The 22,430-nt window shown below is 61.5% G+C and carries 20 protein-coding genes; 14 read left to right on the top strand and 6 right to left on the bottom strand.

Going from position 1 to position 22,430, the window contains the following annotated elements; translation table 11 throughout:
- Positions 1–41: 41 nt before the first annotated feature.
- The 7 genes from AC193Q_RS12665 to AC193Q_RS12635 all read left to right on the top strand — a co-directional run bounded on the left by AC193Q_RS12665 (position 42) and on the right by AC193Q_RS12635 (position 8,521).
- Complete coding sequence (locus AC193Q_RS12665) at positions 42–764, top strand: response regulator transcription factor (protein ID WP_041067521.1); 723 nt, start codon at positions 42–44, stop codon at positions 762–764.
- Positions 751–2,175, top strand: a complete 1,425-nt coding sequence (locus AC193Q_RS12660; RefSeq protein WP_483879581.1) for a histidine kinase sensor domain-containing protein — start codon at positions 751–753, stop codon at positions 2,173–2,175. Before AC193Q_RS12665 ends, AC193Q_RS12660 begins: the two co-directional genes overlap by 14 nt.
- A gap of 211 nt (positions 2,176–2,386) precedes the next feature.
- A complete protein-coding gene (gene cysM, locus AC193Q_RS12655; protein WP_179295020.1) occupies positions 2,387–3,289 on the top strand; it encodes a cysteine synthase CysM in 903 nt (300 codons plus the stop codon).
- On the top strand, positions 3,289–4,665 hold the full coding sequence (gene rlmD, locus AC193Q_RS12650) for a 23S rRNA (uracil(1939)-C(5))-methyltransferase RlmD (RefSeq protein WP_121186694.1): 1,377 nt from the start codon (positions 3,289–3,291) through the stop codon (positions 4,663–4,665). The genes cysM and rlmD overlap by 1 nt, the downstream gene beginning before the upstream one ends.
- 101 nt (positions 4,666–4,766) lie before the next feature.
- Positions 4,767–7,010, top strand: a complete 2,244-nt coding sequence (gene relA / locus AC193Q_RS12645; RefSeq protein ID WP_041067509.1) for a GTP diphosphokinase — start codon at positions 4,767–4,769, stop codon at positions 7,008–7,010.
- A gap of 108 nt (positions 7,011–7,118) precedes the next feature.
- Positions 7,119–7,952 carry a nucleoside triphosphate pyrophosphohydrolase gene (gene mazG, locus AC193Q_RS12640; protein ID WP_483879580.1) on the top strand — a complete coding sequence of 278 codons (834 nt, stop codon included), beginning with the start codon at positions 7,119–7,121 and terminating at the stop codon, positions 7,950–7,952.
- A 26-nt stretch (positions 7,953–7,978) separates the two neighbouring features.
- Positions 7,979–8,521: a DUF2058 domain-containing protein gene (locus AC193Q_RS12635; RefSeq protein WP_007968960.1), complete on the top strand. Its 543-nt coding sequence runs from the start codon at positions 7,979–7,981 to the stop codon at positions 8,519–8,521.
- 138 nt (positions 8,522–8,659) lie between these two features.
- Here the strand turns inward: AC193Q_RS12635 and AC193Q_RS12630 are convergent, their stop codons facing one another.
- The 6 genes from AC193Q_RS12630 to AC193Q_RS12605 all read right to left on the bottom strand — a co-directional run bounded on the left by AC193Q_RS12630 (position 8,660) and on the right by AC193Q_RS12605 (position 16,187).
- Entirely contained in the window at positions 8,660–8,848 is a 189-nt protein-coding gene (locus tag AC193Q_RS12630; RefSeq protein ID WP_003227153.1) for a hypothetical protein, read from the bottom strand.
- Between the two features lie 385 nt (positions 8,849–9,233).
- Positions 9,234–10,454 (bottom strand): beta-ketoacyl-ACP synthase I, encoded by a 1,221-nt coding sequence (gene fabB, locus AC193Q_RS12625; protein WP_003227152.1) that lies wholly within the window; start codon positions 10,452–10,454, stop codon positions 9,234–9,236.
- An 11-nt stretch (positions 10,455–10,465) separates the two neighbouring features.
- Positions 10,466–10,981 carry a 3-hydroxyacyl-[acyl-carrier-protein] dehydratase FabA gene (gene fabA, locus AC193Q_RS12620; protein WP_003227150.1) on the bottom strand — a complete coding sequence of 172 codons (516 nt, stop codon included), beginning with the start codon at positions 10,979–10,981 and terminating at the stop codon, positions 10,466–10,468.
- Between the two features lie 247 nt (positions 10,982–11,228).
- Positions 11,229–13,133: a response regulator gene (locus tag AC193Q_RS12615; protein WP_182402042.1), complete on the bottom strand. Its 1,905-nt coding sequence runs from the start codon at positions 13,131–13,133 to the stop codon at positions 11,229–11,231.
- Entirely contained in the window at positions 13,130–14,062 is a 933-nt protein-coding gene (locus AC193Q_RS12610; RefSeq protein WP_121186688.1) for an ABC transporter substrate-binding protein, read from the bottom strand. Before AC193Q_RS12610 ends, AC193Q_RS12615 begins: the two co-directional genes overlap by 4 nt.
- Position 14,063: 1 nt before the next feature.
- Positions 14,064–16,187, bottom strand: a complete 2,124-nt coding sequence (locus AC193Q_RS12605; RefSeq protein ID WP_095668567.1) for a TonB-dependent receptor plug domain-containing protein — start codon at positions 16,185–16,187, stop codon at positions 14,064–14,066.
- Positions 16,188–16,383: 196 nt separating this feature from the next.
- On the opposite strand from AC193Q_RS12605, the gene AC193Q_RS12600 reads away from it, so the two are divergent.
- From AC193Q_RS12600 to AC193Q_RS12570, 7 genes are all read left to right on the top strand, one after another.
- On the top strand, positions 16,384–17,409 hold the full coding sequence (locus AC193Q_RS12600) for an NAD(P)H-dependent glycerol-3-phosphate dehydrogenase (protein ID WP_047295760.1): 1,026 nt from the start codon (positions 16,384–16,386) through the stop codon (positions 17,407–17,409).
- A gap of 18 nt (positions 17,410–17,427) precedes the next feature.
- Positions 17,428–17,775 (top strand): DUF4389 domain-containing protein, encoded by a 348-nt coding sequence (locus tag AC193Q_RS12595; RefSeq protein ID WP_121186682.1) that lies wholly within the window; start codon positions 17,428–17,430, stop codon positions 17,773–17,775.
- The gene (gene sixA, locus AC193Q_RS12590; RefSeq protein ID WP_041067483.1) at positions 17,772–18,224 is read left to right on the top strand and encodes a phosphohistidine phosphatase SixA; all 453 of its coding nucleotides are present in this window, start codon (positions 17,772–17,774) and stop codon (positions 18,222–18,224) included. The genes AC193Q_RS12595 and sixA overlap by 4 nt, the downstream gene beginning before the upstream one ends.
- A gap of 148 nt (positions 18,225–18,372) precedes the next feature.
- The gene (locus AC193Q_RS12585) at positions 18,373–20,028 is read left to right on the top strand and encodes an AMP-binding protein (protein WP_121186680.1); all 1,656 of its coding nucleotides are present in this window, start codon (positions 18,373–18,375) and stop codon (positions 20,026–20,028) included.
- 31 nt (positions 20,029–20,059) lie between these two features.
- Positions 20,060–20,503, top strand: coding sequence for a hotdog fold thioesterase (locus tag AC193Q_RS12580; RefSeq protein WP_083368209.1), 444 nt, complete (start codon positions 20,060–20,062; stop codon positions 20,501–20,503).
- Positions 20,504–20,701: 198 nt separating this feature from the next.
- A complete protein-coding gene (locus AC193Q_RS12575) occupies positions 20,702–21,508 on the top strand; it encodes an alpha/beta fold hydrolase (RefSeq protein ID WP_121186678.1) in 807 nt (268 codons plus the stop codon).
- Positions 21,505–22,359, top strand: a complete 855-nt coding sequence (locus tag AC193Q_RS12570) for an alpha/beta hydrolase (protein ID WP_108183510.1) — start codon at positions 21,505–21,507, stop codon at positions 22,357–22,359. Before AC193Q_RS12575 ends, AC193Q_RS12570 begins: the two co-directional genes overlap by 4 nt.
- The last annotated feature ends 71 nt before the right edge of the window (positions 22,360–22,430 follow it).

Raw genomic sequence — 22,430 nt, 5'->3', positions numbered from 1 at the left:
TCTTGAATAATCGGCCAACTGAGAATTATTTGCAGATACTCATGACTCCTGTTTCCACCGACCTGCCACGCATTCTTGCCATCGAGGACGACCCGGTGCTCGGTGCCTATGTTCACGAACACCTGGGCCGGAGCGGCTTTGCGGTGACCTGGTGCCAGAACGGGCAGGAAGGGCTGAACATCGCCCGCCATCAGCCGTTCGACGTGGTGCTGATGGACATTCTGTTGCCGGGGCTCGATGGCCTGAAGGTGCTGACGCAGTTGCGCCAGAGCCATTCGACGCCGGTGCTGCTGATGTCGGCGCTGGGCGCCGAGGCCGATCGCATCAGCGGCTTTCGTCTGGGCGCCGATGATTACCTGCCCAAGCCGTTCAGCATGGCCGAGCTGCATGTGCGGATCGAGGCGATCCTGCGCCGGGTGGCGCTGGATCGGCGCCCGGCAGCCATTGCACCGGCGGCGATTCACGGCGCGCTGCGTTTCGACGAAGAACAGTGCGAGGTCTTCTATAACGCGCAAGCTGCCGGTTTGACCCGCAGCGAATACCGCTTGCTGGAAACCCTCAATCGCAACGATGAAGAAGTCCTGAGCAAGGCCTTCCTGTATCAGCACGTGCTGCAACGCGGCTATGCGGCCCACGACCGCAGCCTCGACATGCACATCAGCCAGATCCGCCGCAAACTCAAGGCCATCGGCTACACCGAACGAGAAGTGCGCACGGTATGGGGCAAGGGTTATGTGCTGAGTGCGCCCGATGAAAGTCTCTGACTTGCCGGGGCGGCATTCGCTGTTCTGGAAACTGGCGTGTCTGCTGGTGGCGTTCTGTCTGCTGATGATCTGGCTGAGCTGGTCGTGGGGGCGTTACATGGAGGAGCGCAATCAGTTCCTCTCCGACGAGGCGCGCGGCACCCTCAGCCGTTATGCCGGCGAGGCCGAGCGGGCGTGGCAGCGCGGTGAGCGCGACGGTGTCGATAACTGGTTGCAGAGTATGGAGTTGCGCGAGGCGGCCTGGGTCGGGGTGATCGACCGCAATCTGCAATCGTTGAGCAGCGAGCCGCTGAATGAACAGGAAATCCAGCACCTGACCTTTTTGCGCGGCCTCGACTGGCCGATCCACAAAAAGGGCCGGCCGTGGCTGCGCGTGCCGTTTCCGAAGGACCCGTCCGCCGGCAGTCTGGTGATTGAGTTGCCCGAGCGTTTCCTGCCGGGGAAATACCGGGTGTTCTGGCGGGTGATCACCAACGGCGTGATTCCGGGGCTGTTCACCTTATTGCTGTGCATTGGCCTGTATCGCTTGCTGGTAGTGCCGTTGAATAACTTGCGTGAGCAGGCCAACGCCTGGCGTGCCGACCAATTGCATGTGCGTCTGTCGAGCGGCATCACCCAGCGCCCGGACGAACTCGGCGAGCTGGCGCGGGCCTTCGACTCAATGTCCGAACGCCTGCAATCCACCGTCGCCCTGCAACAGCAGCTGCTGCGCGACCTGTCCCATGAATTGCGTACGCCGCTGAGCCGGCTGCGGGTGGCCAGTGAAAGCGAACAGGATCTGCGCCAACTGCGCGAGCGCATCGGCCGTGAAGTCGACGGCATGCAGCGGCTGGTCGAAGACACTTTGCAACTGGCCTGGCTCGACACCGAACGCGCGCCCTTGGCGGACGAAGCGATCCAGATCCAGGCGCTGTGGGAAATGCTCACCGACAACGCCTGTTATGAAAGCGGCTGGCCGAGCCTGCAATTGCAGTGCGCGGTGCCGGCGTCGTGCTGGGTGCGCGGCAACCTCAATACTTTGGCGCAGGCGCTGGAAAATATTCTGCGTAATGCCATCCGCCATTCGCCCGAGGGCGGCATCGTGCGCCTCGATGGACGGCGTGACGATGATTACTGGCATTTGTGGCTGGAGGATCAGGGCGGCGGGGTGGCCGAGGGGGATCTGCAACGGATCTTCTCGCCGTTCACCCGCCTCGACGGCTCACGCCCGGGGGATGGCGGGTTTGGTCTGGGGTTGAGCATTGCCAGGAATGCGGTGCAGCGCCAGGGCGGGACGGTGTGGGCGGAGAATGCCGGGGCGGGGTTGCGGCTGAATTTGCGGCTGGTGGCGGATGACGCTGCAATCAGTTCCGACGCCATCGCTGGCAAGCCAGCTCCCACAGTGAACTTCTGTCAGACAAATACCGTGTGAACACCTGAAACCCTGTGGGAGCTGGCTTGCCAGCGATGAGGCCATTTGCATCGCTGTGGCAACTTCAGAACGGCCGGTCTTTTGTCTCACCAATGGTGAGACTTTTACCGCTTATTCCCATAAACCATAAGCACCGCACTTTGCGTGATATGGCCTGCGAACGTTTGCCGGTATGATAGGCGCCCCCGCACGTCTGGATTGCGAATACGCCATGACCCTGCAGTACCCAACCATCGCCGATTGCGTCGGCAACACGCCGCTGGTGCGTTTGCAGCGCCTGCCCGGTGCTACCAGCAACACCCTTTTGCTCAAGCTTGAAGGGAATAACCCGGCGGGTTCGGTCAAGGACCGTCCGGCGTTGTCGATGATCACTCGCGCCGAGTTGCGCGGGCAGATTCACGCTGGCGATACATTGATCGAAGCGACCTCGGGCAACACCGGCATCGCGCTGGCCATGGCTGCCGCGATCAAGGGTTACAAGATGATCCTGATCATGCCGGACAACTCCAGTGCCGAGCGTAAAGCGGCGATGACCGCATACGGTGCCGAGCTGATTCTGGTCAGCCAGGAAGAAGGCATGGAAGGCGCGCGCGATCTCGCCCAGCGGATGGAAGCCGAAGGCCGTGGCAAGGTGCTCGATCAGTTCGCCAACGGCGACAACCCTGAGGCGCACTACACCACCACCGGCCCGGAAATCTGGCGTCAGACTCAGGGCACCATCACCCATTTCGTTAGCTCGATGGGCACCACCGGCACCATCATGGGCGTCTCGCGCTACTTGAAAGAGCAGAGCGACAGCGTGCAGATCATCGGACTGCAGCCGATGGAAGGCTCGGCCATTCCCGGCATCCGCCGCTGGCCGCAGGAATACCTGCCGAAGATCTATCAGGCCGACCGCGTCGACCGCATTGTCGACATGGCGCAAAGCGAAGCCGAGAACGTCACCCGGCGTCTGGCCCGCGAAGAAGGCATCTTCTGTGGCGTGTCCTCGGGCGGTGCGGTGGCAGCGATGCTGCGCCTGTCCAAAGAAGTTGAAAACGCGGTGATCGTCGCGATCATCTGCGACCGTGGCGACCGTTATCTGTCGACCGGCATTTTCGACGCGGCCAACTGATGGCCAAGCACGAGAGAGGCCTGCGCTTCCAGCCCACCGGCGGCAGCAAGGCCGCGCAAATCCCGACTGGCAAAAAGCAGCGCCTGAGCATCGAGCGCCTGGCCAATGACGGTCGCGGCATCGCGTTTTTCGAAGGCAAAACCTGGTTCGTCCTCGGCGCCCTCGCCGGTGAAGAAGTCGAGGCGCGGGTGCTCGGTACCCACGGCAAAGTGGTCGAAGCGCGTACCGAGCGCGTGTTCAAGGCCAGTGAACTGCGTCGCCCGGCTGCCTGTCAGCACGCCGGCCGTTGCGGTGGCTGCAGCGTGCAGCATTTGCCCCACGCCGAACAGCTTGCCCTGAAACAGCGCATGCTCGCCGAGCAGCTGTCGAAGGTTGCCGGGGTCGCGCCTGACGAATGGGCGGCGCCGCTGACCGGAGCGGAATTCGGCTATCGCCGCCGCGCGCGGATCGCCGTGCGTTGGGACATGAAAGCCAAGCAGCTCGAAGTCGGTTTTCGCGCCGCCGGCAGTCAGGACATCGTCGGTATCAACGAATGCCCGGTGCTGGTACAGCCCTTGCAACCGATCATGACCCGTTTGCCGGAGATGCTCCGTCGTTTGAGCAAACCGCAAGCGCTGGGGCACGTCGAGTTGTTCAGTGGTTCTTCGCTGGCGGTATTGCTGCGGCACATGGCGCCGCTGTCCGAAGCCGACCTGACGATCCTCAAGGATTTCTGCCAGTTCCATGACGCGCAACTGTGGCTGCATGGCGACGGCGAGCCGCAACCGGTGGATGCCACGCAGTCGCTGGGTTATCGCCTGGAACAGTGGGATCTGGATCTGGCCTGGCGGCCGGGGGATTTCATCCAGGTCAACGCCGGGGTCAACGAGGCGATGGTCGCGCAGGCACTGGACTGGCTGAAGCCGACCGGTGACGAGCGCGTACTCGACCTGTTCTGCGGTCTGGGCAACTTCGCCTTGCCGCTGGCCAAAAGCGTGCGTGAAGTGGTGGCGGTGGAGGGCGTGCAGACCATGGTCGGCCGTGCCGCTGCAAATGCTGCTAGCAACAATTTGCATAACACAAAGTTTTTTCAAGCCGATTTATCCCAGCCTTTGACCGATGTCGAATGGATCGGAAACGGCTTTTCTGCGGTACTCTTGGACCCACCGCGTGACGGTGCTTTCGAGGTGGTGCGCAAGCTCGCGACCCTGGGTGCCGAGCGGTTGGTTTATGTGTCGTGCAACCCTGCAACTCTGGCGCGCGATACGGTCGAATTGATCAAGCAGGGCTACCGGTTAAAACGTGCCGGGATTCTCGATATGTTTCCTCAGACGGCGCATGTCGAGGCCATGGCGTTATTTGAAGCGAGCCAGGATGGCTCGTCTGAATCCGTCTGATCTGTCCGCGCAGCGCTCGCTTCAGCCCCGCGAGCGCAAACGGGCATTAGGGATCAGCGATTTGACGCATTGAATCTGCGTCGTAGGGAAGGTAAAGCAGCATGGTACAGGTGAGAGCACACCAGCCGATCAACACCGACGGCAGTATCAATCTCGAGGCTTGGCTCGATCACGCGGTCAGTGTCGACATGGCACTGGATCGCGAAGCCTTGAAAGAAGCCTGCGAGTTCGCTCGCGAGGCCGAACAGCAGTCCAATGCCAAGAAGAACCTGTGGGCCGAGGGCAGCGGCAGTTTCAGTACGGGCCTGGAGATCGCCGAGATTCTCGCCGACCTCAAGCTCGACCAGGATTCGCTGGTCGCGGCGGTGCTGTACCGCGGCGTGCGTGAAGGCCAGATTGAACTCGCGGCCGTCAGCCAGCGTTTCGGTCCGGTGGTGGCCAAGCTGATCGACGGCGTGCAGCGCATGGCGGCGATCAGTGCCAGCCTCAGCCCGCGCCAGTCGATGGTGATGGGCACCCAGGGCCAGGTGGAAAACCTGCGCAAGATGCTGGTGGCGATGGTCGACGACGTCCGCGTCGCGCTGATCAAACTGGCCGAACGTACCTGCGCGATCCGTGCAGTGAAAACCGCCGACGACGAGAAGCGTAACCGCGTCGCCCGGGAAGTCTTCGACATCTATGCGCCGCTCGCGCACCGACTCGGCATCGGCCATATCAAGTGGGAACTGGAGGACTTGTCCTTCCGTTACCTGGAACCGGATCAATACAAACAGATCGCCAAGCTGCTCCACGAGCGGCGGCTGGACCGTGAGCGCTTCATCAGCGATGTGATGACCCAGCTCAAGGATGAATTGCAGGCCACCGGCGTCGACGCCGACATCAGCGGCCGGGCCAAGCACATCTATTCGATCTGGCGCAAAATGCAGCGCAAGGGTCTGGAGTTCAGCCAGATCTACGACGTGCGCGCGGTGCGCGTGCTGGTGCCGGAAATGCGCGACTGCTACACCGCGCTCGGCATCGTCCACACCCTGTGGCGGCACATCCCGAAAGAGTTCGACGACTACATCGCCAACCCGAAAGAGAACGGCTACCGCTCGCTGCACACGGCGGTGATCGGTCCGGAGGGCAAGGTGCTTGAGGTGCAGATTCGTACCCACGCCATGCACGAGGAGGCCGAGCTGGGCGTGTGCGCGCACTGGCGCTACAAGGGCACCGACGTCAAATCCGGCTCCAATCACTACGAAGAGAAAATCTCCTGGCTGCGTCAGGTCCTCGAGTGGCATGAAGAGCTGGGTGATATCGGTGGTCTGGCCGAACAGCTGCGAGTCGATATCGAACCGGATCGGGTCTACATCTTCACCCCGGACGGCCACGCCATCGACTTGCCGAAAGGCGCGACGCCGCTGGACTTCGCCTACCGCGTGCACACCGAGATCGGTCACAACTGCCGTGGCGCCAAGATCAATGGTCGCATCGTGCCACTCAACTACAGCCTGCAGACCGGTGAACAGGTCGAGATCATCACCAGCAAGCACGGTACGCCAAGCCGCGACTGGCTGAACCCGAACCTGGGCTATGTCACCACCTCCCGGGCGCGAGCGAAGATCGTTCACTGGTTCAAGTTGCAGGCCCGTGACCAGAACGTCGCGGCGGGTAAAACCCTGATCGAGCGCGAACTCAATCGCCTCGGTCTGCCGGCGGTGGATTTCGACAAGCTGGCCGAAAAGGCCAACATGAAAACCGCCGAAGACATGTTCGCCGCCCTCGGTGCCGGCGACCTGCGTCTGGCGCAACTGGTCAACCTGGCGCAGCAACTGGTCGAGCCGGAACGCGGTAACGAACAACTGGAGCTGATTCCGCGCAAGGCGACCGGTTACAAGCCGGGCAAGCGCGGCGACATCCAGATTCAGGGCGTCGGCAACCTGATGACGCAAATGGCTGGCTGCTGCCAGCCGCTGCCGGGCGATGCGATTGTCGGTTACATCACCCAGGGCCGCGGCGTGAGCATCCACCGTCAGGACTGCGCCTCGGTGCTGCAACTGGCCGGGCGCGAGCCGGAGCGGATCATCCAGGTCAGCTGGGGTCCGGTGCCGGTGCTCACCTATCCGGTGGACATCGTCATCCGCGCCTACGACCGTTCCGGTCTGCTGCGTGACGTCTCGCAGGTGCTGCTCAACGAGCGGATCAACGTGCTGGCGGTCAACACCCGCTCGAACAAGGAGGACAACACCGCGCTGATGTCGCTGACCATCGAGATTCCGGGTCTGGATGCGCTGGGGCGTTTGCTGGGGCGGATTTCGCAGTTGCCGAACATCATCGAAACGCGGCGTAACCGTACCCCATAACGCGGTCCCCTGTAGGAGCTGCCGAAGGCTGCGATCTTTTGATCTTGAAAATCAAAATCAAAAGATCGCAGCCTTTGGCAGCTCCTACACGGTTGAGTGAGATTTTGTATGTACAGCCTTGAAGACCTGCTCCACCTGATGAACCGTCTGCGCGACCCGCAGTACGGTTGCCCGTGGGACATCAAGCAAACCTACGCAACCATCGTTCCGCACACCCTCGAAGAAGCCTACGAAGTGGCTGACGCCATCGAGCGCGGTGACTTCGATCATTTGCAGGGCGAGCTGGGCGATCTATTGTTTCAGGTGGTCTATTACAGCCAGCTGGCCCGGGAAGAAGGGCGCTTCGAATTCGCCGGGGTGGTCGACAGCATCACCCGCAAGCTGATCCGCCGTCACCCACACGTCTTCCCCACCGGCGATCTGTATGCGCCGCTGGATGTGCCGCGCCTGAGCGAAGACCAGGTCAAGCAGCGCTGGGAAGAGATCAAGGCCGAAGAACGTGCCGAGAAATCTGCCGCGCCCGAGCAGCTTTCACTGCTCGATGATGTGCCCGCCGCATTGCCGGCGCTGTCGCGTTCGGCCAAGTTGCAAAAACGTGCCGGACAGGTCGGGTTCGACTGGCCGGATGCCCTGCCGGTACTGGACAAGGTGCGCGAAGAGCTCGATGAAGTGCTCGAAGCCATGTCCGAAAATGATCCCCAAGCGGTGGCCGACGAGATCGGCGATCTGCTGTTTTCCGTGGTCAATCTGGCCCGGCATCTGAAGGTCGATCCGGAAACTGCGCTGCGTGGCGCCAACGCCAAGTTCGAACGACGTTTCCGTTTTATCGAACAGGCATTGCGCGACACCCGTCGTCCCATGGAAGATTGCACCCTCGAAGAGTTGGACGCCCTGTGGGGTGAAGCCAAACGCCAGGAAAAGAATCTGCCCAGCTGCGGCTGAGCCGTTGCCCAAGTGAGTAAGCATTAATGAGCCTTTCCCTTCGCGACCAGTTGCTCAAAGCAGGCCTGGTCAACCAAAAGCAGGCCAAGCAGGTCAGCAAAGACAAGCAGAAGCAACAGCGCCTGGCCCACAAAGGTCAGGCCGAACTGGATGATTCGCAGCAGCGCGCCGCTCAGGAAGCCATGGCCGAGAAGGTCAAGCGCGACCAGGAGCTGAATCGTCAGCAGCAGGAAAAGGCCGAGGCCAAGGCCCGTGCCGCGCAGGTCAAGCAGTTGATCGAAGTCTCGCGTCTGCCCAAGCTGACCACCGAGGACTACTACAACTTCGTTGACGACAAGAAGGTCAAGCGCATCTCGGTCAACACGCTGATGCGCAACAAACTCAGCAGCGGTTCGCTGGCGATCGTGCACCATGCCGGCGGTTACGAAGTGATCCCTCGTGAAGCGGCCCTGAAGATCCAGGAGCGCGACCCGCAGCGTATCGTGCAGCTCAACGTGCAGACCGAAGAGGTCAATGCCGAGGACGATCCGTACGCGGCCTATCAGATCCCTGATGACCTGATGTGGTAAACCGATAAAGCTGTAATAACGACAAACTGTGGCGAGGGAGCTTGCTCCCGCCGGGGCGCGGAGCGGCCCTTGTTTTAAAGCAGGGCCTGCTGCGCAGTCCAGCGGGAGCAAGCTCCCTCGCCACAGGTTCAATATCGCCTAAGCGGATTTCAGATCCCGCTGCTGTTCCTGCAGTTCAAGTTCGGCCTTGTAGTTGTGGGCATCGATCTCGTTATGGAACATGCCGACCAGCAAGTCTTGTTGATGCACATCCCAGATCCGTACACCGGCGGCTACGCCTTCATGGGACATGTGTGAATCGTCGCGTTCAGTTACTTTTACAGTCATCTGCTAGCTCCAATCTCTGTTATCTGCAGCAAGGCGTGTGCAGGCCTCTGTTATAGAATTTGTTAGCCTGCTAAGTAAACGCTTGATTTGCGCAAGGTGTTGTTGCGGTTTTTGCAACAGTGCTGCAGCCCGCTAAATCCGCGACATTCGGTCGCAGGGCGGGAAGTTGCATGACAGAAGTTTCATCTTGGAAGGTACTGATGTCCTCTGTAGGAGCTGCCGCAGGCTGCGATCTTTTGACTTTGATTTTTAAAAGACAAGATCAAAAGATCGCAGCCTTCGGCAGCTCCTACAGGGCTTATGCATTACTCAGTCATTTCTGCAGGCCAAAAAAAACGCCCCGAACCAGTCGGGGCGTTTTTATGTGCGGCTCAGCAGAAGGGAATTACTTGCCTTCCCAGCGCTTCAGCACGAGGGTGGCGTTGGTGCCGCCGAAGCCGAAGCTGTTGCTCATCACGGTGTTGATGGTGGCGTTCTCGCGGGTCTTGGTCAGCACCGGCAGATCGGCCACTTCAGGGTCCAGCTCGTCGATGTTGGCGGAGCCGGCGATGAAGTTGCCTTCCATCATCAGCATGCAGTAGATCGCTTCGTGAACGCCAGCGGCGCCCAGGGAGTGACCTGACAGGCTCTTGGTCGAGCTGATCGCAGGCGCCTTGTCGCCGAACACTTCGCGCACACCTTTCATTTCCGCGACGTCGCCGACCGGAGTCGAAGTGCCGTGGGTGTTCAGGTAGTCGATCGGGGTGTCGACGGTGGACATTGCCATCTGCATGCAGCGGATCGCGCCTTCGCCGCTTGGGGCAACCATGTCGTAGCCGTCGGACGTTGCGCCGTAGCCAACGATTTCGGCGTAGATCTTGGCGCCACGGGCCAGCGCATGTTCCAGCTCTTCAACCACGACCATGCCGCCACCGCCAGCGATGACGAAACCGTCACGGTCGGCGTCGTAGGCGCGGGAGGCTTGTTCCGGGGTGTCGTTACGCTTGCTGGACAGGGCGCCCATTGCGTCGAACAGGAACGACTGGCTCCAGTGCTCTTCTTCACCGCCACCGGCGAAGACGATGTCCTGCTTGCCCATCTGGATCTGTTCCATGGCGGTACCGATGCAGTGAGCACTGGTGGCGCAGGCAGACGCGATGGAGTAGTTCAGGCCCTTGATCTTGAACGGCGTGGCCAGGCAGGCGGAAACGGTGCTGCTCATGGTCCGCGTTACACGGTATGGGCCAACGCGTTTCACGCCTTTCTCGCGCAGGATGTCCAGCGCTTCCATCTGGTTCAGGGTCGACGCGCCGCCGGAACCGGCGATCAGGCCGGTACGCGGGTTGGACACTTGCTCTTCGGTCAGGCCGGAGTCAGCAATGGCGTCTTTCATGGCCAGGTAGGCGTAAGCCGCTGCGTGGCCGACGAAACGATAGATCTTGCGATCGATCAGTTCTTCAAGGTTGAGGTCGATGGAGCCGGAAACCTGGCTACGCAGACCCATTTCAGCATATTCCGGGTTGAACCGGATGCCAGGGCGGCTTGCACGCAGGTTAGCGGAGACGGTCTCTTTGTCATTGCCCAGGCACGAAACAATGCCCAGACCAGTGATAACGACGCGGCGCATGCGAATAACCCTTAGAAGTTGTCAGTGGAGGTGAACACGCCGACGCGAAGGCCTTCGGCGGTATAGATTTCGCGACCGTCGACAGTCACCGAACCGTCGGCGATGGCCAGGTTCAGCTTGCCCTTGAGGACGCGTTTGATATGAATGTTGTAGGTGACTTTCTTGGCGGTCGGCAGGACCTGGCCGAAGAATTTCACTTCGCCCGAACCCAGCGCACGGCCACGGCCCGGCAGGCCTTGCCAGCCCAGGAAGAAGCCGACCAGTTGCCACATGGCGTCCAGACCGAGGCAGCCCGGCATCACCGGATCGCCTTCGAAGTGGCACGCGAAGAACCACAGGTCAGGGTTGATATCCAGCTCGGCGACCAATTCACCTTTGCCGTACTTGCCGCCTTCTTCGCTGATCAGGGTGATGCGATCCACCATCAGCATGTTCGGGGCGGGCAGTTGCGCGTTACCTGGGCCGAACAGCTCACCGCGACTGCAGCGCAGCAGGTCTTCCCGAGTAAAGGCGTTTTGTTTGGTCATGCGAGCTCCTCAATAATCCCATGCGGCAGGTGGGGCAAATCTTCCCGGCCGATCGACGCGTTCATGCCTCGTACCGGCAGCCTACTCATAGACTATTGCGTTGTGGTGAAAGTCACAGCACCAAGGACATGAATGTACACTTGTGCACTGAAATTTTTATTCAAGCCTCTTTTGAGGCTCGTTCGGGTGCCTAAGACTGCCGCACTTTCGCTTTTCACGCCAGTCGCAGATGGTCGAAAAACCGTCACTACTGCACCCAGCGCTGCAGAATCTGTTGTAGGTCATTGCGTTTGAACGGCTTCGCCAGGTAATCGTTCATGCCCGCCGACAGGCAGGTTTCGCGGTCGCCCTGCAGCGCGTTGGCGGTCAGCGCAATGATCGGCACCTCGCCGCGCCCTGGCAGTTGGCGGATCTGCCGGGTTGCCTCATAGCCGTCGATGATCGGCAGCCGGCAGTCCATCAGAATCACTTCGAACTCATTGCCTTCGGCGCTGCGCACCGCCTGCGCGCCATCGGTGGCGACGCTGACGGTGAAGCCAAGGCTGCGCAGCATCGCCTCGATCACGGTCTGGTTGACCGGATTGTCCTCCACCAGTAACACATGGCGCCCCTCGCCATGCCCGTTGCCATTGGCCGCGCGCGGTGCCGCCAGCGGCGGCAATGTCTGCTTATATAAGGCCAGCGGGATTTCCAGGGTGAACACCGAGCCCAGGCCTTCTTCACTTTGCGCGCGCAACGTCCCGCCCATGCGTTCGGCCAGGGTGCGGGCGATCGGCAGGCCGAGGCCGGTGCCGCCATAGCGCCGGGAAATCGAACTGTCAGCCTGCTGGAAGGCGTTGAACATCAACTCCAGACTTTCCGAGGAGATGCCGATGCCGCTGTCACGCACCGAACAGGTGAACCACAGCAGTTCGTGATCCAGCGACTGCCATTGCGCTTCGATACTGACCCGGCCACGCTCGGTGAACTTCAAGGCATTGCCCACCAGGTTAACCAGAATCTGCCGGATCCGCGTCGGGTCACCTTGCACCTGCATGTCGCGCATGTCCTCGGGGATCCGCAGGTTCAGGGCCAGGCCGCGCTGCACCGCGCTGTGCTGGAACGACTGGGCGCAAGCGCCGATCAGGTCGGCCAGGTTGAATGGAATGTGCTCAAGCTCCAGCTCCGAACGTTCGATCCGCGAGAAGTCGAGGATGTCGTTGATGACTTTCAGCAGATGTTCGGTCGACTCCGAAGCGAGCGCCGCGTACTCGATCTGCTCCTCGGTCATGTCCGTGGTTTCCAGCAACTGCAACATGCCCAGCACACCATTCATGGGCGTACGCAGTTCGTGGCTCATCATCGCCAGGAAATCGGATTTGGCGTTGTTGGCCTTTTCCGCTTCCTCGCGGGTCTGGATCAGTTGCGCCATCGCCTGATGCTGTTCGCGACTGGCCTGCTCCAGTGCCTGGGCGAGGTTGTTGATGTGCTGCGACAGGGCGCCCAGTTCCGTGTCATCGACAATCGGCAGCGGGGTCTTGTAGTCGCCTTGCTGAATTGCCTTGACCGCGTTGCCGATATCGCGGATCGGCGCCGACAGGCTGCCGGCCAGACGCCGCGCCAGCACAAACGTGAAGAGCAGGGCGAACAACGCCAGAATCCCGGCCTTGAACAGAATTTCCTGCTGACGCTGACTGAAGGCATCGTTGGACAGGCCGACGATCACCCGACCCAGATAGTCCTCGCTGGTCACGTTATTGCTGGCTTTGGCGTCGTGGAAAAAATCACTGTTGAGGGCGATCCGTTGCAGGCGCACCGGGGCCTGAAACACCTCGACCTGATGCGGGCGGTTGTGCGCGTCGGCGGCCTGTTCTACGTAGGCCAGGATCCGGTTGGCGCTGTCCTGTACTTCCAGAAAACGCACGTTTGGTGTGGCCAGGGTCGCTTTGAGCAGGCTTTCCAGCACTTCGTTGTTGCCGGAAATCACTCCGTACTCGGTGGCGGGCGCCAGTTGGTTGGCGATCAGTTGCCCGGTGTGATTGAGCTCCTGCCGCAAATCCTGAATCCGCACAAAGGTAAAGAAACTGATCAGCAGCAGCGTAAGCAGCAGGGCCGGGCCGAGGCTGATCAATTGCGTGCGGGTGTTGATGTCCCAGCGGCGACGCAGATTCATGGGTGGCTTTCTCCTTCAGCCAACTGGCGGGCGACAGACGCTTCATCGATTGGCTCGATACCCAGGGAACGAGCGACCTGCGCATTACTTGAGACCTTGAAGCGATCGGGGTAGAGCGCGCGCGGCCATGTTGCCGGGGGACGGTCCAGTAACCCGTCAAGGATCGCCAGCCAGTCGGGCTGATCGCTGTAAGTGCTGGCGAGGCTGCCGGCACGCACGAACGCAACGTTCGGCCCGATCAGTGCCACTTGCCGGGAGTAACTGCTGAGCAACAGGTTTTTCACGGTTTTCGGGTTGTACAGGTCGGGGTCGTCGAGGCCCAGCAGCACCTCGCTGTTTCTCAGCACGCCTTGCAACGGGCGACTGTCCTGGGTGTTGTCCCAGCGCTGGCTGACGATTTGCAGATTCAGCGGCGCTGCGGCCTGATGCAGCTCCTTGAGCAGGAATTCGCTGTGCTGGTCGAACAGCACGCCGACCCGCCGCACCTGCGGCAGAATCCGCCGAATCAGCTGCAGTTGCCGCCCCAGCGGCGGATCGCTCCACAGCAGACTCAAGTGCGGTGGCTGTGCGGCACCCAGGCGTTGCCGCGCTTGCAAACGGCTGATGCGCAACACCAGCGTCGGCGGCCCCTGGGACTCCTGCAGGCGCCAGTCGAGGCTGGGCAGATCGAGCAGAATCATCCGCAAATTGCCCGGCAACTTGCCCGGCGCCGGCAGGCTGGCCAGCGGCTGAAACCGCACGTTGTCAGTGGGGCGCAGCTCGCTCAGGGCCTGGACGAAGGCTTGCACCCCGGGGCTTTCTTCGGCGCCGGTCAACAGGATATCGGCGGCTTGCACCGCCACGCCGTGCAGCCACGCGGTCAAGAACAGACAGGCACCCGCCAGCCAGTGGCCAAGGGTGGGCGTCTTGTTTGCCGTGGCGTAGCGCACCCTAGAACTCCAGCTCGGCGCTGAAATACAGCACCCGGCGCTCGTCGTACTGGTTGTCGACGAAAGTGGTCGGTTCGTTGTCGAGCCGCTGCTGCAGCACGCCGGCCAGTTGCAGTTGGGCTTTGCCCAGCGGGATGCGTTTGGCGATGCGCGTGTCGACCCGCTCGAAACGATAGCCGTTAAGCGCGTTGTCGCCGTAATAGAAGAGGGCGCTGTTCCAGCCATGGCCCCAATCGCGCAGCCAGCCGGCAGAGCCGCTGTTGCGTGAGGTGAATTGCTGATCCAGCGGATTGCTCGCTTCGGCATCGACGTAGGCATAAGTGAAGCGCAGGCGGTCGATCAGGCTCAGGCGCCAGTCGAGCTGGGTTTCAGTGCCGCGAAAGCGCGAGCTGTTGGCGTTGCTGGCGATGTACTGGTTGTTACGCAGCGGCTCGCTGATCATTCCGGTGATTTCGTCGTAGAACAGCTTCACGTCCACGGCCAGCCCCCACTCGGCGAAATAGCCGTTGTAGCCCAACTCGCGCGAACGCATGTGTTCCTGATCGAGATTGCCCGGGCCACGGGTCTTGACGAAGTAGCGCGCCGAAGACTGGCCATAGGCGGACGGCCGCAGGTTGCTCACCTGATAGCTCCAGTTGACGTTGTTCTCGAACATGTCCGGCGAGCGGATCGCCTCCGAGTACACCGCGCGCAGGCCATGGCGTGGGTTGATCAGGTAGTTGACGGCGAACCGGGGCGTCAGCGAACTGCCGATCAGTTGGGTGTTTTCAAACATGGCGCCGCCCTGCAACAGCCAGTGTTCACTGGCGCGCCACTCCAGTTGGCCGAACGCGCGCCAGGTGGTGTCGTCCAGCGTGCCGTTGAAGTAGGTCTCGGAGTCGGCCCGGTCGTAACGATAGTTCATGCCGCTGACCAGTCGCAGGCTGTCGGACAGGCTGAGGGTGTCCTGCAATTCCAGATCGTAGCGCGACTCGCGGGCGCTTTGGTCGATGTCGCCACACAAGGTCTGGCTGGCACCGTTGCGCCATTGATCCAGCACTTGATTGGCCAGAGCCATTTCCTGTGGCGTTCCGGCTTCCGGACCGGGGCCGGTGAAGCGGGTGATGTTGCGCGCCAGGCGTTCGGTGTAGTTCGGGTTGAGCTGCCACAGCTGTGTCAGTTGCGGGCTGAACGACACTTCGGCATCACAGGCGCGCCATACTTGCTGGCGATCCCAGTGCTGCGCCGAGCCTTGTATATAAAGGCTGTGTTGCGGATTGATGTCGAGACTCCAGCGCACCGAGCCGGCGTAATCCTTGGCGACCACGTCGGAATTGTTCCCGGCAGCGGTAATCCCCGAGAACACCGGGCGGTAGGTATAAGGGCGCTGGTTGGTACCGTCCTTGGCATTGACCTGCCAGTCGAGGCTCTGGTTGTCGCTCAGGGTCTGACTGACGGCGAGGCTGAAGCGGTTCAAACGGCGGCTGTCGCGGTAATCGGCGCCGGTGCGGTCGCTGTCGAAGCCATCGTCTTCCTGGCCGGACAGCGACAGGCGCAAGTCGCCGCCGTTCCAGCCCGTACCCTGGCTGGCATAGAAATCGTTAATGCCGCGCTGGCCGCGGGTGTACTTCAGGCGTGTGCCGTGGCTGTCTGCCGGGTTGCGGGTGATGATGTTGACCACCGCCATCAGCGCGTTGGCGCCGTAGCTGACCGTGTTCGGCCCACGGAAAACCTCGATCCGCTCGATGTCTTCCATGGCCACCGGAATATCACTCCAGTCCACCGTGGCCAGGCCCGCGCGGTACACCGAGCGGCCATCGATCAGCACCTGCATGCGTCGCGCTTCGCTGGCATTGGTCCCGTGATAGTTGACCGCCGCCTGATTGCCGCTGATGTTGCCGACCATCATTCCCGGCACCAGCCGCAGCAATTCACTGATGTCGCGGGCGCCACTGGCGTTGATCAGTTCACTGTCGAGTACGGTCATGCTCCCCGGCACTTCCGCCGGTGTCTGTTTCAGGCGTGTGGCCGTCAGCACCTGCGGCAGCGTTTCGCTGTCGACAAACAGGTCGTCCGCCTGCAACACCGGGCTGAACAGCAGCGCCAGCAACAGGGATGAACGTGAAGGGGGAGAGCCAAAAGACACGACACAGCCTTGATCACAAAGAATTGGCGCGCATGTTAACCGAGGACAGTGACTTTTCCAGTCACGATGCTGGCATTTTCCTAGGTTTTATTGGTCTTCTTCCTACAAGTGCCGGTAATTGACGCAGGGGCTGGCCGCGCTTCGGTCGCCCCGTATAATGCCGGCATCGCCACTGGTATGGATTAACGGATTGCATATGACTGAACAGCGCCCGATTGCGGTCCTGGGAGGCGGAAGTTTTGGTACCGCCGTGGCCAATCTTTTGGCCGAGAACGGCCATCAAGTCCTGCAGTGGATGCGCGACCCCGAGCAGGCCGAGGCCATCCGGGTCAATCGCGAGAATCCGCGTTACCTCAAAGGCATCAAGATCCTGCCGGGGGTGACGGCGGTCACCGACCTGCAGGCCACCCTCGACGCCTGCGAACTGTGCTTCGTCGCGCTGCCGTCGAGCGCCCTGCGCACGGTGCTGGCTGCTCATGCCGAGCGCCTGAGCGGCAAGATGCTGGTCAGCCTGACCAAGGGCATCGAAGCCCACACCTTCAAACTGATGAGCCAGATCCTCGAAGAGATCGCCCCGCAGGCGCGCATCGGCGTGCTGTCCGGGCCGAACCTGGCGCGGGAGATCGCTGAGCACGCGCTGACCGCCACGGTGGTTGCCAGCGAAGACGAAGAACTCTGCAAAGCGGTACAGGCTGCGTTGCATGGTCGCACCTTCCGCGTTTACGCCAGTGCTGACCGTTTCGGTGTCGAACTGGGCGGCGCGTTGAAAAACGTCTACGCGATCATTGCCGGCATGGCGGTAGCGCTGGAGATGGGCGAGAACACCAAGAGCATGCTGATCACTCGCGCCCTGGCCGAGATGACCCGGTTCGCGGTGAACCAGGGCGCCAATCCGATGACCTTCCTCGGTCTGGCCGGGGTCGGTGACTTGATCGTGACCTGCTCGTCACCCAAGAGCCGCAACTATCAGGTCGGGTTTGCCCTCGGTCAGGGCTTGAGCCTTGATGAAGCCGTGTCGCGCCTGGGCGAAGTCGCTGAAGGCGTGAACACCCTGAAGGTGCTCAAGGCCAAGTCCCAGGAGGTTGGCGTGTACATGCCGCTGGTCGCCGGGCTGCATGCGATCCTGTTTGAAGGACGCACGCTGGAGCAGGTGATCGGTCTACTGATGCGGGCCGAGCCGAAAACCGACGTCGACTTTATTTCCACCAGCGGTTTCAACTGATTCAACAGGAAGCGAGCCATGAACGATCCGAAAACCGAAGCCAAGTACGAATCCATCCTCCTGCGGGTGCTGTGGATGATCGTCTACGTGCTGGTCTGGCAAGTGGCGCAGTTCATCCTCGGCGCGGTGGTGCTGGTGCAACTGGTCTATCGTTTGATTTACGGCGCGCCGAGCGCCAGCCTGATGAATTTCGGCGACAGCCTGAGCCAGTTCCTTGCGCAGATCGGCCGCTTCGGCAGCTTTCACAGCGACCAGAAACCCTGGCCGTTCGCCGACTGGCCGACCCCGCGTGCCCCGGAAGGCGAGACGCCGCACGCCGTGCCGCCAGCCCCGCATCCGGCCCGCGATGAGGAACCCAAGCTATGAAACTCTGGGTATTACGTCACGGTGAGGCCGTGCCTTATGGCTCGTGCCCCGACTCTGAACGGGAACTGACCGCGCACGGTCGCCAAGAGGCCTTGAGCAGCGCAGCCCGATTGATCGGTCAGCCGCTGACGGCGATTTACGCCAGCCCTTATCTGCGCGCACAACAGACTGCGCAGATCGTTCGCGAGGCTCTGGGGTTCGAGCCGGAGATCCGCACCGTCGATTGGCTGACGCCGGAGAGCGATCCGGACAAGGTGGCGGATCAGCTGGTGTCGGTGAGCAATGTGCTGCTGGTCAGCCATAACCCGTTGGTGGGCAACCTGCTGAGCTATCTGCAGCATGGCGCCGGGTATCCGCCGGAGAAGGTCAGCACCGCTGGCCTGGCCGAACTGGAAAGTCCTGAGTTGTTGATAGGCTCGATGACCCTCAACAGCCTCAAGCACCCCTAAAAGCAAAAGATCGCAGCCTGCGCAGGTCTCTGTTGGAGCTGCCGCAGGCTGCGGTCTTTTGATCTTGTTTCTTTTGGTAAAAAATCCAACCAAGCACTTGCTTGGTTGACTACGCTTGCTCCAGACCCAAAAAACAGGAGCGAGTCGCATGTCTGCCGCCTTCCGTTTACCGCTGGACGTATTCTACGAGCGTGAGGCCCGGCACCCGCGCCAGCGTTTTCTGGTGCAGCCCATCGGTGGCGGGCAGGTCGAGACGCTGACCTGGGCCGACGTCGGCCATCAGGCCCGTTGCGCCGCGCACTGGCTGCGCGCACGGGAATTGCCGCAAGGCAGCCACATTGCACTGATCTCGAAAAACTGCGCGCACTGGATCATTGCCGATCTGGCGATCTGGATGGCCGGACACGTCTCGGTGCCGCTGTATCCCAACCTCACGGCAGACTCGGTGAATCAGGTCCTGACACATTCGGAAAGCGTGCTGGCGTTCATCGGCAAGCTCGATGACTGGCCGGGTATGTCGGTCGGTGTGCCGGCGGATCTGCCAACCATCAGTCTGCCGCTGCATCCGCCCGGCGAGTTTGATTTCAGTTGGGATGACCTGCTAAGGAGCTCGCCGATCCAGGACGATCCACGCCCGGCGGCCGAACAACTGGCGACCATCATCTACACCTCCGGCACCACCGGGTTGCCCAAAGGCGTGATGCACAGTTTTGCCAATCTGGGGTTTGCCACGACTCGCGGCACGCAACTGTTCGGGCTCAACGAGCAAGACCGCCTGCTGTCGTACCTGCCGCTGTGCCATGTCGCCGAACGAATGTTCGTTGAACTGGCGGCGATTTATACCGGGCAAACCGTGTTCTTTGCCGAAAGCCTCGACACCTTCATCACCGATCTGCAGCGGGCGCGGCCCACGGCGATGTTCGGCGTGCCGCGCATCTGGACCAAATTCCAGATGGGCGTGTACGGCAAGATCCCGGCCAAGCGCCTGGATTTCCTGCTTGGCCTGCCATTCATTGGCAAGCGGGTCGGGCACAAGGTGTTGGCCGGGTTAGGCCTTGATGCCTTGCGCGTTGCCCTGTCCGGTGCGGCACCGGTGCCGCAGACTCTGCTCAGCTGGTATCGGAAACTCGGCCTTGATGTGCTGGAGGTGTATGGCATGACCGAGAGTTGCGGCTATTCGCACATCTGCCTGCCGGGTCAGTACAAGCAAGGCTGGATCGGCAAGCCGTGCCCGGAGGTCGAGGTGCGGATCGACGAGTCCGGTGAGGTGCAGGTGCGCAGTCAGGCGAACATGCTTGGCTATTTCAAGGAACCGCAGAAAACCGCCGAGACCCTCACCGAGGACGGCTTTCTGCGTACCGGCGACAAGGGCGAACAGGATGCCGAGGGGCGTTTGCGCCTGACCGGCCGGCTCAAGGAAATCTTCAAGACCAGCAAAGGCAAATACGTGGCCCCGGCGCCGATTGAAAACCGGCTGGCGGTGCATTCGCGGATCGAACAGGTCTGTGTCGTTGGTGATGGCCTGAGTGCCCCGCTGGGCTTGTGCGTGCTGTCGAACGTCAATCAGGAGGAGGCGCGGGCGAGTCTGCATTCGAGCCTGGAGAAGCTGCTCGAAGAGGTCAACGCCGTGCTCGACAAGCACGAACGCCTGCGCCGGCTGGTGGTGGTCAAGGACAGCTGGGCGGTGGAAAACGGCTTTCTCACGCCGACCTTGAAGATCAAGCGCAACGTCATCGAAGACACTTATGGCGCGCGGTTTGAAGAATGGAGCGCGCGCAGCGAGGCGGTGCTGTGGCAGGATTGAGTGACGATCAAAACAACAAAGGAAGCCTGCGATGACCTTGTGGCGCACCACTCCGAACATCGAGCAGTTGAACGCAATCCAGAAAAACACCATCGGCGAAGTGCTGGATATCCGCTTTGAGTCCTTCGACGAAGCGTCGTTGACGGCGAGCATGGTCATCGATCACCGCACCCATCAACCTTATGGTCTGCTGCACGGCGGCGCTTCGGTGGTGCTGGCGGAAACCGTTGGTTCCATGGCCAGTTACCTGTGCATCGATGCCAGCAAATTCTATTGCGTGGGGCTGGAGATCAATGCCAACCATCTGCGCGGTTTGCGCAGCGGGCGGGTGACCGCAGTGGCTTCGCCAATTCACATCGGTCGCACCACGCATGTCTGGGACATTCGCTTGACCAGCGATGAAGGCAAGGCCAGTTGCGTCTCGCGTTTGACCATGGCGGTGGTGCCGTTGGGCGAGCAGCCACCGGCCCGGTGATCTGCTGAAGATAACAAGATCGCAGCCTGCGGCAGCTCCTACAGAATGTAAGCGATTCCCATGCAGGGGCTGGCGCAGCCTGCGATCTTTTGCTTTTCACGACAACTCCACCACCCTTTCTGGCAGTTATGGTCATTGCTGCCGATCCTGGTCTTACGGACAATCAACATCACGTTTCCCGTTCATGGATAAGTCCGCATGTCGCAACCGATCTTTTTCGCCCACGCCAACGGGTTTCCCTCGGGCACCTATGGCAAGTTGTTCGCGGCGCTGGCGCCCGAGTACCGGGTTGCGCATCTGGAGCAGCATGCCCATGACCCGCGTTTCCCGGCGGACGACAACTGGTACAACCTGGTCGACGAACTGATCCACCATTTGCAGCAGCAGGATCAACCGGTGTGGGGCGTCGGCCATTCCTTTGGCGGCGTGTTGCACCTGCACGCCGCATTGCGCTGCCCAGAGCTGTATCGCGGCGTGGTCATGCTCGACTCGCCGGTGCTGACCCGCACTGATCAATGGGTGATCCGCGCGGCCAAGCGCTTCGGCTTCATCGACAGACTGACCCCGGCCGGACGTACGCTGGGGCGACGCGAGGAGTTCGCCGACCTCGACACGGCGCGCAGCTACTTTGCCGGCAAGACCCTGTTTCGCGGTTTCGATCCGGAATGCTTCGATGCCTACCTGCAACACGGGTTGCAGACGGTCGGCGACAAGTTGCGTCTGCGCTTCGACCCGGCCACCGAAATCAGTATCTATCGCGGCGTGCCGCACACCAGCCCGGGCCGTACGCGCCAATTGCAGGTGCCGCTGGCCGTGGTGCGTGGTCACAAGAGCCGGGTGGTCATGCGTCATCACACGCGGTTCGTCGGGCGCCTGCCCCAGGGTGAAGCCCTGAGCATGCCCGGCGGACACATGTTCCCGCTCGAACGTCCGCAAGACACCGCGCGCCTGCTCAAAGAGCTGTTTACGCGTTGGGAGCGCCGCCTACAGAAGGACTGCGCATGAGCCCGACCTTCGAAGAAGTGCGCCTGAGCCTGCCGCATATCGAACTGGCGGCGCACTTGTTCGGCCCCGAGGACGGTCTGCCGGTGATCGCCCTGCATGGCTGGCTCGACAACGCCAACAGCTTCGCGCGCCTGGCGCCGAGGCTCAAAGGCCTGCGCATCATTGCCCTGGACATGGCCGGGCATGGGCATTCCGGGCATCGTCCGAACGGCGCCGGTTATGCGCTGTGGGATTACGCTCACGATGTGCTGCAGGTTGCCGAGCAACTGGGCTGGAAGCGCTTCGGCCTGCTCGGGCATTCGATGGGCGCCATCGTTTCGCTGGTGCTGGCCGGTTCGTTGCCGGAGCGCATCAGCCATCTGGCGCTGATCGATGGGGTGATTCCGCCTACAGATAAAGGCGAAAACGCCGCCGAGCGCATGGGCATGGCCTTGCAGGCGCAGCTGGATCTGCGCGAGAAGCGCAAACCGGTCTACAACACCCTCGATCGTGCCATCGAAGCGCGGATGAAAGGGCTGGTGGCGGTCAGTCGCGAAGCCGCCGAACTGCTGGCGCAACGCGGTTTGATGCCGGTGCCCGGCGGTTATACCTGGCGCACTGATAATCGGCTGACTCTGCCATCGCCGTTGCGCCTGACTCAGGAGCAGGCGATGGCGTTCGTCCAGCGCATCACCTGTCCGGCGCAACTGGTGGTCGCCGCCGACGGCATGCTGGCCAGACATCCGGAGTTGCTGGAGCGTCTACCCTTTAGCCAGGAACAGCTGGCGGGCGGGCATCATTTGCACCTGAACGATGAGTCCGGTGCCGACCTTGTCGCAGACTGTTTCAATCGCTTCTTCGCCATTCCTTGACTTGCACCGGGCAACTGTCGAGGCTGGGCGGGTTGAAATGGGAGACAAACACGATGGATTTCTATACCGCT

The sequence above is a fragment of the Pseudomonas sp. F2 genome (assembly GCF_057174385.1).
Note: the sequence above shows the minus strand (reverse complement) of the source record. Positions and strands in the feature narration are given on the sequence as shown.